Origin of the sequence: Flavimarina sp. Hel_I_48, assembly GCF_000733945.1 — a bacterium.
Classification (GTDB): Bacteria; Bacteroidota; Bacteroidia; order Flavobacteriales; family Flavobacteriaceae; genus Leeuwenhoekiella.
Genome location: NZ_JPOL01000002.1, coordinates 2,861,020 through 2,874,467, shown reverse-complemented (window position 1 = coordinate 2,874,467; position 13,448 = coordinate 2,861,020). Strand labels below are relative to the sequence as shown.

The 13,448-nt window shown below is 40.8% G+C and carries 13 protein-coding genes; 10 read left to right on the top strand and 3 right to left on the bottom strand.

Translation table 11 applies throughout. The features are described from left to right. Nucleotides 1-129: 129 nt before the first annotated feature. On the bottom strand, nt 130-417 hold the full coding sequence (locus tag P162_RS12640) for a GNAT family N-acetyltransferase (RefSeq protein WP_031427813.1): 288 nt from the start codon (nt 415-417) through the stop codon (nt 130-132). A 120-nt stretch (nt 418-537) separates the two neighbouring features. On the opposite strand from P162_RS12640, the gene P162_RS12635 reads away from it, so the two are divergent. Continuing rightward, nucleotides 538-966, top strand: coding sequence for a GNAT family N-acetyltransferase (locus P162_RS12635; protein ID WP_031427811.1), 429 nt, complete (start codon nt 538-540; stop codon nt 964-966). Between the two features lie 32 nt (nt 967-998). On the opposite strand, the gene pepE is transcribed toward P162_RS12635, so the two are convergent. Next, nucleotides 999-1,700 (bottom strand): dipeptidase PepE, encoded by a 702-nt coding sequence (gene pepE / locus P162_RS12630; protein WP_031427809.1) that lies wholly within the window; start codon nt 1,698-1,700, stop codon nt 999-1,001. Between the two features lie 105 nt (nt 1,701-1,805). Here pepE and P162_RS12625 point away from each other — a divergent pair, with 105 nt between their 5' ends. From P162_RS12625 to P162_RS12585, 9 genes are all read left to right on the top strand, one after another. Next, nucleotides 1,806-2,585: a hypothetical protein gene (locus P162_RS12625; RefSeq protein ID WP_031427807.1), complete on the top strand. Its 780-nt coding sequence runs from the start codon at nt 1,806-1,808 to the stop codon at nt 2,583-2,585. A 70-nt stretch (nt 2,586-2,655) separates the two neighbouring features. Continuing rightward, on the top strand, nt 2,656-3,810 hold the full coding sequence (locus P162_RS12620; RefSeq protein ID WP_031427805.1) for an MFS transporter: 1,155 nt from the start codon (nt 2,656-2,658) through the stop codon (nt 3,808-3,810). Nucleotides 3,811-3,900: 90 nt separating this feature from the next. After that, nucleotides 3,901-4,692, top strand: a complete 792-nt coding sequence (locus P162_RS12615) for a hypothetical protein (protein ID WP_031427804.1) — start codon at nt 3,901-3,903, stop codon at nt 4,690-4,692. Between the two features lie 18 nt (nt 4,693-4,710). Continuing rightward, complete coding sequence (locus tag P162_RS12610; RefSeq protein ID WP_031427803.1) at nt 4,711-5,532, top strand: hypothetical protein; 822 nt, start codon at nt 4,711-4,713, stop codon at nt 5,530-5,532. A gap of 75 nt (nt 5,533-5,607) precedes the next feature. Then, a complete protein-coding gene (locus P162_RS12605) occupies nt 5,608-6,093 on the top strand; it encodes a DUF6702 family protein (RefSeq protein WP_241077770.1) in 486 nt (161 codons plus the stop codon). Between the two features lie 59 nt (nt 6,094-6,152). Then, nucleotides 6,153-8,459 carry a M1 family metallopeptidase gene (locus P162_RS12600; RefSeq protein ID WP_031427800.1) on the top strand — a complete coding sequence of 769 codons (2,307 nt, stop codon included), beginning with the start codon at nt 6,153-6,155 and terminating at the stop codon, nt 8,457-8,459. Between the two features lie 124 nt (nt 8,460-8,583). Continuing rightward, nucleotides 8,584-8,862 carry a twin-arginine translocase TatA/TatE family subunit gene (locus P162_RS12595; RefSeq protein ID WP_031427799.1) on the top strand — a complete coding sequence of 93 codons (279 nt, stop codon included), beginning with the start codon at nt 8,584-8,586 and terminating at the stop codon, nt 8,860-8,862. Then, nucleotides 8,862-9,443: a phosphatase PAP2 family protein gene (locus P162_RS12590; RefSeq protein WP_031427797.1), complete on the top strand. Its 582-nt coding sequence runs from the start codon at nt 8,862-8,864 to the stop codon at nt 9,441-9,443. The genes P162_RS12595 and P162_RS12590 overlap by 1 nt, the downstream gene beginning before the upstream one ends. A gap of 65 nt (nt 9,444-9,508) precedes the next feature. Next, a complete protein-coding gene (locus tag P162_RS12585) occupies nt 9,509-10,000 on the top strand; it encodes a hypothetical protein (protein ID WP_031427795.1) in 492 nt (163 codons plus the stop codon). Nucleotides 10,001-10,335: 335 nt separating this feature from the next. Here the strand turns inward: P162_RS12585 and P162_RS12580 are convergent, their stop codons facing one another. Then, entirely contained in the window at nt 10,336-13,263 is a 2,928-nt protein-coding gene (locus tag P162_RS12580) for an FAD-binding and (Fe-S)-binding domain-containing protein (protein WP_031427793.1), read from the bottom strand. Nucleotides 13,264-13,448: the final 185 nt, after the last annotated feature.

Sequence of the window (13,448 nt, the reverse complement as noted above, 5' to 3'; positions counted from 1 at the left end):
ACTTAGTAAATCATAGTATTCACTAAAATCAAGAAAGAGTGTGAATTTTATGGACAAAAATTCGTTCAAAAAAATTTATTTTAAAACAACATTTGAAATTATCAGAACGCTATTTTATTTCAAAATAAATCAGGAACGTACATCCTGATATTCGGGATGCTCATCAAATTTCACCTCAGCAAACGGACATAAGGGATCAATCTTATACTCCATTTTACGTGCGTATGCCACTGCATGTTCCACAAGTTTACCTGCATACCCTTTTCCTTCTTCACCACGTTTTGTTTCCGTATGGTCAATGGTCATGATCCCATTGCGGTCTTTTGAGTAGGTAAGTTCTGATATAATCCCATTATCGCTTTCTATTAAAAAGACGCCGCGGCTATCATTCTCGTTATGTTTTATGGATTGATTCATGATTTTGTAAGTAAAAGAATTAATTTTAGATTTTTTTTAAATCCAAAGATTCGTTTAAAGGTCATCTTAGAAACAGATGGTTCCTTAGAATAAAAATATTTCATTCAAAATAGCGAAATTATGACCGCTTTAAAAATCAAGCGACTATTTAAAGAAGATATTAACATCTTTTTGCCACTCGTTCATGAACTCATGGGCAATACTATAGAAAATGAGCTACTCATAAAAAGGTTTGAAAGTATGTTTGAGCAGAATTATGAATGCCAGGGTATTTTTATAGAGCGTACGTTAGTAGGTGTTTTTGGACTATGGTTTGCTACCCGTCATTATTGTGGCAAAACCTGTGAGCCAGACCATGTGTATATCATACCGGAATATAGGAGAAAAGGTCTGGGAAAAGATGTCTTTGAGTGGATCTTTGATTACGCACGCGAGAAAGGCTGTGAGACTTCAGAACTCAACAGTTATGTACAGAATTACCCTAGTCACAAATTCTATCTAAATGAAGGCTATGAGATCTGGGCACATCATTTTCTAAAAAAATTATAAGCCAGATGTAATTACAAATTATTGGTTTACATTTAAAAAACAAGTGTCTCCCCACTAGCCAATTCGTAAGGTTTAGCATGCTGGGTAAATATCCTTGCTTCATGCTGACCGTTTAATATAATGGTATCACCAGTAACGGTCAACCAGCTACCTTCACGCAATCCCACTACTGGTGGACTATTAAATTTATGGTATTCTTTTATACGGGTTTCCCGGGTTTCCCCCATATGCGTACCGTCAAAATCTGGGTCTATATAATGAGCGTTGATATTAAAGGGGACTGCACCAATGGTTTTAAAACTTGGTGGGTAGACAATGGGCATGTCATTAGTAGTTTGCATGGTAATACCGCAAATATTACTTCCGGCACTTGTTCCTAGATAAGGAGTACCATTGAAGAGAACATTGCGTAACACTGGCATTAGATTTCTTTTACAAAGTTCATTTACCAGTAAAAATGTATTTCCGCCACCGGCAAATATAGCCTGCGCCCCCTCTAATGCTGCAATGGGATCATCAAACTGATGTAAGCCATTCACTTCAATATCCAGTTCGTTGAAAACCTCCTGCACCCGTTCTGTGTACAGATCGTGAGAAAGGCCTCCGGGACGGGCGTAAGGTATAAAGACCAGGCGTTCTACCTTTTCAAAGTGAGTATTAATGGCAGGCAATAAGTATTTTAGATACTCTTCCCCGTAAAGGGTAGAGGTACTGGCGAGTATTATTTTTTTCATTCAAGTTGGTTATATCGGTTTGTAGGAATCAATTTAACAAAAATTTACACACGCATAGGTTCTTCTTTATCATTTCTTATCGGAAATTCAGAAAAAATACATGATATGAAATTATTTTACACCTTCCTAATAGTCTTGAGTATTAACCAGCTTACGGCTCAGTCTTTTAACAACCGTATGCTGATAGAAGGAAAGGTAAATGTACCACCAGGAGACGATAATGAAGGTATAGTGATTTTTAATGAATCCTCAACCCGCGGTACCATAACAAACCGAAATGGTATTTTCTTTTTGAATGTACGCCAGGGAGATAAAATATTGGTGCAGTCTATACAGTTTACTCCCTTTGAACTACAGGTAGACCTGGGTATGATTCAAAATAAAAAAATTATCGTTACCCTGCGCGAGAACCTCAACAAACTGGACGAGATCGTAATTACACCTACAGACCTTACCGGTAACATTGAAGTTGATGTCAACCGCGTTATCGTGAGTAGTGACACTCCCAGTGTGAATATACCTGCCGTGGGACTGCGCCGAAGTTATATTGATGATGCCAGCCCGGTAGAAAATGATGCGTTAGACAAGGATGACTGGAAATATGGCCTCGATTTTATAAATATCTTCAAGGCATTGTTTGACAAGAGGGATCCTGAAACCAGCGACTTTCAAGATACCGCAGAAGAGGAATTAAGCCTGATGTATGGTAATGCATTCTTCAAAAAAAATCTAAATATTGATGAGGAGAACATAGGTGCTTTCCTGGATTATGTAGCTGCTAACGGACTTGAAAAAAATATGCTGACCAAAGGGAACGAGCTCAATCTCATTCAGTTTTTACTGAATAAAAGAGATGAATTCAAACAGGAAATTAATCAGGAATAGACCCAAAAATCACCATTTTTAGTGCAATTTTGCCCCCTTTAATCGGTTTTTGCATTAATTATTGGAGTTTATGGAAGAAAAGATAAGGCAGCGCGTCGCCCTGGGAACTTATTTCTTTATCATTGGTTTTTGCTTTTCCACCTGGGCATCGCGCATCCCTACCCTCAAGGTTTATTTTGACCTTAATGAGGCAGAACTGGGAAGCTTGCTACTGGCCATGCCTATTAGCTCCATGCTTGGCCTTCCCATTTCTGGGTGGCTTATTTCCAGGTACAATAGCCGCTCTCCCCTACTCGTTGCCTTTTTCTTATTTGCCGTGGCGCTAAGCTGTATTGGTTTTGCAGATAATATAGTTGGTCTAGTGATATCCATCAGTCTTTTTTCCTTTTGCATGCGCATCATAAATATCTCCATTAATACGCAGGCGGTCACTTTGCAAAAATCTTTTGATAAAAAGATCATTGGATCATTTCATGGTTTATGGAGCAGTGGCGGGCTGGCGGGTGTTGGGCTTTCTACGTTAATGATAGGCCTCGAGATCCCTATTTATTATCACTTGCTTAGCGTAGCGATTTTTGTGCTCGCAATCGCATTGTTTATGTACCGTTCTTTACTAAATAATGACCGTGCAAAAGAAGGTAATAAGTTGGTTTTAGGTAAGCCTGATAAATTTATAGGCGCACTGGGTCTCATGGTATTTTTTGCTGCATTATGCGAAGGTGGTATGTTTGATTGGAGTGGGGTTTACTTTAAGGAAGTTGTGGGCGAGGATGTTTTTACCTGGGGCTATCTCCTCTTTATGATCTTTATGGCGCTTTCCCGGTTTTTCTCTGATGCGGTCATTGATTACATTGGCATGCGCCGTTTGTATATCTATAGTCCCTGTATCACCGCTTTTGGGATTATACTCATGGTGTTTTTACCCTATTTCTGGCCGGCACTCATAGGTTGTTGCCTGGTGGGAATAGGTGTTGCCGCAATAATCCCCATGACCTTTAGCCTGGCCGGTACCTCAAAAAAATATTCGCCCGGTATGGCGATTTCTATCATTGCTACTTACGGTATAATTGGTATGTTGCTGGGGCCCCCGCTTGTGGGTTATCTTGCCCAACTAATAAATCTAAGATGGTCGTTTTTGCTTTTCTTCCTTGCGAGTTTGATGTTGATCCCTATTTCAAGAATATTCTTTAAAAGAAATGCTGAACCTGAAGCCGTTCGCAAATAAATACCATTTGAGCGCGTTACTAATTGCAACGCAACATCCATTGTGCAGTCCTTATCAAAAAGCTGCTCGCAGGCGCTATAAATTTTTCATTTGATAAGATATCTATTCTTTTTACTAAGTTTTACGGTGCTGGGCAATTACAACCTCCATGCACAGCAAACGGTCATGCTTGAGGGCCGCGTACTCAATGACAGTATTGACAAAGCCTACCTCCATATTCTCAATCTCACCACACAACAAGGTACGATCACAAATGAAGGCGGGGTTTTTACCATTCCCGTGCATGTTCAGGACACGCTGTTTATTTCCGCAGTACAGTTAAAGCATAAAAGAATTGTGATCACCCCAGAAATATTTGCGGAAAAACAAATTCAATTCCGGCTGGAAGAAGATGTCAATGATCTGCCCGAAGTCACCGTGAGGGATATAAATCTCAGCGGTTTATTGGGAACCGATGCCAAGAATTCCAGCGCTAAAAAACCTTTTGATCCTGGGGCAGCTGGTCTTCCCATATATACCGGGAAATCATTGACAATTGAGGAGCGGCAGCTGCATGAAGCACAAACGAGTGGTGGCGGCATCATTCCCGTGGGGGCGCTGATCAATGCCTTTTCGGGACGCACAAAAATGCTGAAAAAACGCGTGGAACTTTCAGCCATGGAACGCAGGGTGCAGGAAGCCCGCAAGGTTTTTACAGACAGTATGTACACCCGGCAATTCAATATTCCTTACGAACTTATAGATGACTTTGCTCATTATGTTTTTGAGGGGAAGGAATGGCGTTTAAAATATGCCGAAAGCAATAATCCTTTAGAGCTTATTAAAATGTTTCAAAAACTTGCCCCAGAATATCTTGAGTTCAGGCAACAAGACCAGCAATAAACCGAAATAGCCCTGCGGATGTATATTATAGCCAATTATAGCTGTGAAAATGCTCCTTTTATCAAAAAACGATCTTTTACAGACGTTTTTCTTCTATTTATGGCCATTTTTTGCTGTGCGTTACTACAAGCTCAAGACATAAGGTCGCTAGAAGGTAAAATCCTGAATGATAGTTTAGAAAATTCGTACCTGCACATCATGAACTTAAACCTTCAGCGCGGCACCATTACCAGAGAAGATGGTTCCTTTAGCATTCCCGCAAGACTTTATGATACGCTCTATATTTCCGCTTTACAGTTTGAGCATCAAAAAATTGTGGTAAACGAACAGATTTTTGAACAAAAAAGCCTGATTATTGCCCTAAAAGCAGCCATTAATGAACTAAAAACAGTGAATATAAGTGATATAGACCTTAGCGGAAGGCTGGATAGCGATGCAAAAAGCGTAGAGGTTATCCCCTATTTTGACCAGACAAATGTAGGTTTTGCCCCTACCTCAAAAAAACGGAGCAGCGAGCTCAGGGCACTGCAGGGAGTCGGTGGTTTTGGTCTCGGCGGACTCATTAGTATGTTGAATGGCGATAAAAAAATGCAAAAAAAAATATTCGAAATTTCAATTATGGAAGGTCGCGTAAAAAAAGCCCAGGTTCGGTTCAATAATGCTTTTTATGTAGAACATCTTAACATTTCCGAAAATCTAATAGACGATTTTTGCTATTTTGTTTATGAAAACGATGAAGCAGCGCTACAACTTACCGCATATGCGAATCCGCTAAAGTTGATCCGTTTTTTAAAGCAGAAAGCAATTCTGTATAGAATGCATAAGGCATTGCCAGATTAACTTATCGTGTTTGGAATAAAGTTTGCACATTTACAAACTTCCTTAGTCTCCTTTTTTATGAAAAAAACATTTTTAATGCTCGGTTTAATTGGCTTAATGGGCATTTCTACCGCCTGGCACAAGTTTTACCTCAGCGTTACCCAGGTCGATTTTATTCCGAAAGAACAAAGTGTACAGGTAACTACCCGTCTGTTTTACGACGATCTTGAAAAAGCCTTGCAAGAGCGCTTCGATAGTGGTATCAAAGTTGAAAAAAGTTACGACCAGAAAAAACTGGACACTTACATTAATAAATACATTCAGCAAAAGCTGAAAATAACCATCAATAAAGAGCAGGTCAAAATGAATTATCTGGGCCACAAAGATGAAAATGACTATGTGGTTTGTTTTATTGAAATAAAAGATATAAACACCATTAAAAGCATGGAGATCGAGAATACGTTACTCATGGACGTCTTCCCCGCACAAAAAAACGTCGTACATGCCCAGGTGGGAGAAACCCGAAAAAGTTTTATGCTCACCGCATCAAAAGATAGCGCGATGTTAAATCTTGATGAATAGGGCAATCAGATCATACTTTTCAATACTTTTAGAAATTCTTAAATTTTAATCATTACTTTATGAAATACGCCAAGTTACCTTTAATGGCATTTATGCTGCTTTTCTGCATTGCCGCTGTGGCGCAGGAAGAGCAACAGCAGCCAGAGAAAAAACAAGAAGGTCATTCTAATCTGAATAAATTTAGGCAGCTCAGCGACATGTGGGCAACACCTAATGTTTACCGAACCGCTTCTGGTGCGCCCGGGCCCAATTATTACCAGAATCTGGCCGATTATAAGATTCAGGTAGAACTGAATGATAATAATCAAACTATCACCGGCTCTGAGACCATTACCTATAAGAACAATTCTCCAGATGATTTGACGTATCTGTGGCTGCAGCTGGATCAAAACATCCGTAAGAAAGATTCTCCCGCAAAAGACAAGAACGGCAGCGGTATGAGCGAGGTTATGCCTACAGCGAGTTTTGTGTCAGATTATATGAAGGCGCCCTTTGATGGTGGGTTCAATATTAAAAGCGTCACTAAGGATGGAAAACCGCTTAAATACACCATAAATTACACCATGATGCGGGTAGAATTGCCCGAAACGCTAAAATCTGGCGATGAATTCGAATTTTCGGTTTCCTGGGATACCAATATTGTGGAACATACCGTAGACCGTGCCCGTTCTGGTTATGAAAGTTTTCCTGATGGAAATAAAAACTACGTTATCGCGCAGTTCTTCCCCAGAATGTGTGTATACAATGATGTTGAGGGATGGCAGAACTATCAGTTCTGGGGCAGCGGCGAGTTTGCGCTTCCCTTTGGTGATTATGAAGTAGATATTACCGTACCCGCAGATCATTTGTTAGACGGTACGGGAGAATTGGTCAACCGGAAAGAGGTTTACTCAAAAGAAATGATCAATCGCTGGGAGCAGGCTAAAAAATCCTATGACAAACCGGTGATCATCAGAACCCAGGCCGAAGCTGAAAAGATCGAAAAAGGAACTACCGAAGCAAAAAAAACTTGGAAATTACGCGCAGAAAACGTTCGTGACTTTGCATTTACCACCAGCCGTAAATATATTATGGACGCACAGGCGGTAAAATTCCCAGGACATGATGTGATGGCGATTTCCATTTACCCTAAAGAAGGTAATCCTTTATGGGAAGAATTTTCTACAAAAGCCGTGGTACAGACTTTAAATTCCTATAGCAGGATGACTTTTGATTATCCGTATCCCAAAGCGATTTCTGTAAATGCTAAAAACCAGGGGATGGAATATCCCATGATCTGCTGGAACTATGGTAGACCAGACGAAAACGGTGAGGTTTCAGACCGCGTAAAATATGGGATGATCAGTGTGATCATCCACGAAGTGGGACACAACTTTTTCCCCATGATCGTAAACAGCGATGAGCGCCAGTGGGGCTGGATGGATGAAGGGATCAATACATTTGTTCAATATGTTACCGAACAGGATTTTGGCGAAAAATATCCTGACGCCATTGCTCCCAATTCAAAATATCCATCACGTCGCGGCATACCGTCTAACATTGTTGATTATATGAAAGGTGATCAGGCCTTCATAGCGCCCATTATGTCAAACCCGGAAAATGTATACCAACTGGGGAATAATGCCTACGGAAAACCGGCCACCGCGCTTAATATTTTAAGGGAAACCGTCATGGGACGTGAATTATTTGATTATTCCTTTAAAACCTATGCCCAGCGCTGGATGTTCAAACATCCCACTCCCGAAGATTTTTTCCGTACGATGGAAGATGCTTCGGCAACAGACCTTGACTGGTACTGGAGGGGTTGGTTTTACACCACAGATAATGTAGACATAGGAGTTAAAGAGGTAAAATCATATTATGTAACCGATACACCTACCGCAAAAGGGAAAGAGACCCTTGCAAAATATAGCATGGCTCCTTCAGATGTGGAAGCTCTTTATGTTGTCGCAGAAGATAGCGAAGAGTTTAAACCAGAAATGAAAGACAAGTCCACCCTGGAAAATGCGCCTAAGCTAAAAGCCTTCATGATGGACAATTTTACGCCAGAACAACGCGAAGGAATGGAAGTGCCCAAGCACTTTTATGCAATTACGTTCACAAAACCTGGTGGTATACCTATGCCTCTTATCGTAGAATATTCATATGCAGATGGTACAAAAGAGAAGAAAACCTATCCTGTGCAAGTATGGCGCCTCAATGACAAAGAAGTTAGCAAAGTGCTGGCAACAGATAAAGAACTGATAGGCGTAAATATTGACCCAGATCAGGAAACAGCAGATGTTGACCTTACTAACAACAGTTGGCCGGCTCAACCTCAGGGAGAGAGTGAGTTTGATCAATTTAAGGAAGGCGTTGAAAATTAAGGATTAAATGCTACGATATTTTAAAAACGGTAATTCCGTTTTAATCTAAAATAGCGTTAAACCTATAGTAAAAAGCTGGCGAAAATTCGCCAGCTTTTGTTTTTTCCCACTATATTTGTTGTCTATGATAACACCACTTTTTATCAGCGGGGGCGAGATCGCCTTTGTTGTTTTTATCGTAATAATGGTTTTTGGGGCAGATAAAGTTCCTGATATTGCCAGGGGTCTTGGCAAGGGAATGCGTACGCTGCGCCAGGCTACAGATGACATCAAGTCAGAAATAACCAAAAGTGCCGAAGAACGCGGAATCAATACAGATATAGCGAAAGACGTTAAAAGTGAGATTGACAAGGCCAAAGAGAGCATTGAGGATATCACCGGCTCTGTGAAACGCCGCTTTTAATGTGGGAACAACTGGCACAATGGGATAGGGATTTATTTGTTTATCTCAACAACCTGGGCATAGAGGATTATGATGCCTTCTGGATATATATCACCATACCCAGGCATTGGATCCCACTTTATGTCGTTTTACTTGGTCTTTTTTTTATTGCCTTCAATTGGAGAAAGGCACTTACCGGAGTTCTATTCCTAATTCTTGATCTGCTTGTTACCGTTGGTTTTACAAATTTTGTAAAAATTCATGTTGCACGGTTGCGCCCCAGTAACCAGCCCTTGCTCAAAGATCTAATCCGTGTTGTGCAGGAACCGCATAACTTTTCCTTTTTCTCCGGTCATGCTGCATCTTCCTTTACCGTAACCACTTTTGCCGTGCTGGTTTTACGCAAGCGCTTCAAGTGGATTTATGCCTTGTACCTGTGGCCTGTTTTATTTGTGATGAGTAGAATCCTGGTAGGTGTACATTATCCAGCTGATATTCTGGTAGGTGCCGGTGTGGGCGTACTTATGGCCATTCTCTTTTATTGGCTCTACAAACAGTTTTTACTGAAGTATGGATCAAATTTTAGTGAGATAAAGAATTAATACCTACGAAAAACCCCTGGTCTCAAGTCTTATCTAAAGTAATCTTCTGAACTGAAAAACAATTTATGAAAGCAGTTGGCGTACGCGAATTAAAGAAGGCGTTAAAAGAACATTCCCGTGAAGAACTTATGGAAATGTGCCTGCAACTTTCAAAATATAAAAAGGAAAACAAAGAACTACTTACCTATATACTTTTTGAGTCGGCTCACGAAGAAGGGTACATTGAAAGTGTAAAAGAGGAAATCGACGATGGGTTTGATGCGATTACCACGCGAACTTTTTATTACATTAAAAAGAGTGTTCGGAAGATCCTTCGTATGGTCAAAAAGTTCATTCGATATTCTAAAAACAAAGAAACGGAAATTACTCTCCTCCTCCATTTCTGCGAAAAATTGCTTGAGGTAAAACCCTCCATCAAGAAGAATACGATGTTGACCAACCTTTATTTACGGGAACGTACTTCCATCGAAAAAAAGATCGAAAAACTACATGAGGACCTGCAACTCGATTTTCATAATATGCTCGAAGATTTAACCGAAAAAGAGCCTAATTTCTAACCAATTTGGGTCATTTATTATATAAAAGACGAGATTTTTCAAATCATTTATTTTCCCAAAAAAATATTATAACGCTGTTGTTTTTTTCGTAAATTACTGATATGTAATTACCTGGCGAAGCATGCGAGATACTTATTGCAATTATTTTATTATCTGTTGCAATGACATCGGTAAGTTACTTAACCAATCGAAGCAGAAATTTTAGAAGCAGCAGGAATACAAGAGCAAGAAAGCAGTTTCCCTCTAAGTTCCAGTAGTTGCCCTAAAAATTAAACAGCATTTGCGACACACTTTAATTCTACAGCAGGAGATAAAATTGACTTAATTCTCAAACATTAAACCAGCGCCCTGCGCAAAATGCTTATAGGATGCAGTGCCTCCCGGGAAGTGCCATCTTTGATCTGGTGCCTGCAACTCGTTCCTGAAGCAGCAATTATTGTTTCAGGTGAAGCCTTGCGTACGGCGGGGAAAAGTGTCTGTTCCCCCACCTGCATGCTCACCTCATAATGCTCCTCCTCGTAGCCAAAAGAGCCAGCCATACCACAGCATCCTGAGGGAATAATCGTGGGTTTGTAATTTTCGGGCAGATTGAGCAGATTAAACGTATGTATGATTGAAGAAAGCGCTTTCTGATGACAATGACCGTGTATTTTTAAGGTCTGTGGTTCTTTTGTAAAGGATGACGTCACAATATTGCCATTCTGTACTTCCCTATCTAAAAATTCTTCAAGCAACAAACAGTTTTTAGCGAGCACTTTTGCCGCGGCAACATCTTTTAAGAGCCTGGGATATTCATCCCGAAAACTCAAAATAGCCGAAGGTTCTATGCCTACAAGTGGCGTTTCTTCAGAAATAATATCCTTGAATATTTTCACGTTTTTTTTAGCCACATGCCTGGCGTTTTTGAGAAAGCCCTTAGAAATAAAAGAGCGTCCACTTTCGGCATGTTTTACAAAAAGAACTTCATAATTCAATCCCTGTAAAAGTTCAATGGCATCACGCCCTATTTCCGCATCCAGATAATTTGAAAATTCATCGATAAAAAGATAAACCGATTTTATAGGTTGTTGCGGATTTGTTACCTTATACTTTTTTGACAACGACCGTAAATTCTTTTTCGCCAGTGGCGGAAAACTTCGTTCACCGGCAATATGCAGGTATTTTTTAAGCCACCCAGAGGTAAACCTGTTGCGGTAAATTGCATTGGTAAGCCCCGGCAACACCGAAGCTGCACTGTTTATCTTGGTATTATAAGCAAAACTGCGCGTGCGCAGGGAGCTTCCATTTTCTTTCTTGTACTGGTATTCAAATTCAGCTTTTAGCGTAGCCACATCCACATTACTTGGACATTCACTTCCGCAGGCTTTACAGCTTAGGCAAAGGTCAAAAACCTCTTTGAGTTCTTTATGATTGAACCGGTTTTTACGATCTGGTTGCGTTAAAAATTCGCGCAGGGCGTTGGCACGTGCCCGCGTGGTATCTTTCTCATTGCGCGTAGCGCGGTAACTGGGGCACATGGTTCCGCCCGCTTCAGGGAGTTTGCGGCAATCCCCGCTACCGTTGCATTTTTCGGCCGCACGCAAAATTCCTTCAGAATCCCCAAAATCCATTTTTGTCTTGATTTTGGGCTCTCTTCGGTCAATTTCATACCTAAACTTGGCATCCATGGGAGGAGTATCCACGATTTTCCCCGGATTAAAAATCGCGTGGGGATCAAAGGTTTTTTTGACCGCTTGCATCAGTTTATAATTGGCTTCACCTACCATCATTGGGATAAATTCTGCCCTTACAATACCATCACCATGCTCCCCGCTCATACTTCCCTTGTATTTTTTGACAAGATGGGCGACATCTGTTGTAATCTTTCTAAAAAGTACTACATCCTCTTTCTTTTTCAGGTTGAGTAAAGGTCGCAAATGCAGTTCGCCAGCACCGGCATGCGCATAATACACCGCATCCTGACCATAACCATCCATCAGCTGGGAGAATTCTGCAATATAGCTGGCCAGATCTTCTACCGCTACAGCAGTATCTTCAATACAGGCAACCGCTTTTTTATCGCCCACAATATTGCCCAACAAGCCCAGACCGGCCTTGCGCAGTTCTATGGCCTGACTGATCTGCGTACCATGAAGCACGGGAAATGCGTAGCACAACTGACTTTGCGCAAGGTCTTTAATTAAAGCATCTGCTTTTTCTATCGCCCCTCCTTTTGTTGCGTCCCGTACTTCAAGCATTAAAATAGCCTTGGGATCGCCTTCTATAAAAAATCGGTTTTTTTGCTGTTCGCGATTATTCAGCGTACAGTCAAGAATAACCTTATCCATCATTTCGCAGGTATACAGATCATGCGCCATGGCCGGAACAACCGCTTGCAAACAGGTAGATATGCTATTGAAATGGGCAGCGACCATAACGCCTTCTTCCGGAGGTAAGAGATCTAATTTTAAGGTGATTTCGGTTGTGAACGCTAACGTTCCTTCGCTTCCCGCCAATAACGAACACATATTAAAATCGGTAGGATTTTCTGGATCAAAAACAGCATTTTCCAGTAATTTATCCAGTGCATAACCCGTATTTCTGCGGTGTATTTCCGGTTTTGGAAATTCATTTTTAATCTCTTGCTGAATGGTTTCAGGCTCCAGTAAATGGGCGATTTGGTCGTATAATTGCCCTTCAAAGGTGTTTAATTTCCGCTTTTGCGAAAATTTTTCGGCAGAAATAGTGCTGAATTCTGCCAAACTCGCATCACTGAGCACCGTCTTTAATGAAAGTACTTTATCCCGGGTGACCCCGTATTTTATAGAAGTAGTGCCAGAGGAATTATTGCCAACCATACCGCCTATCATACAACGGTTTGATGTGGACGTGTTGGGACCAAAAAAGAGTCCGTAAGGCTCCAGATATCGGTTCAGTTCGTCACGGATGACCCCGGGCTGTACGGTCACCGTTTTATTCTTTTCATCAAAGTCAAGTATAGCGGTAAAATGCTTTGAAACATCAACCACGATACCCTTTCCTACACATTGACCGGCAAGTGAAGTGCCAGCGGTACGCGGTATCAATGACGTTTTGTGTTCTATTGCAAAATGTACGAGCGCCTGCAGGTCTTCAACCGTTTTTGGGAAAGCAACCGCAAGCGGAAGATCGCGGTACACAGAGGCGTCTGTGGCGTAAATATGCTGGTGGAGTGTATCAGTCGAAATAGTGCCCTCAAAACGGGACTGTAGTTCTTCAAAATGTGCGGTAAGGTCAGGCTTCATATACCAAAGGTACGATTATGGGACTTTTTATACCGGGTAAAACAGGATAAGGTTAACAAAATTTTAATGATCTTAAACCGGTTTTTTATACTATTCATCCTCTATTTGCAGGTTAATCGAATAGTATATTGTCAATGTAGTACGTATATAACGTATACATTGATCTTATAAATCTATTTTCAACC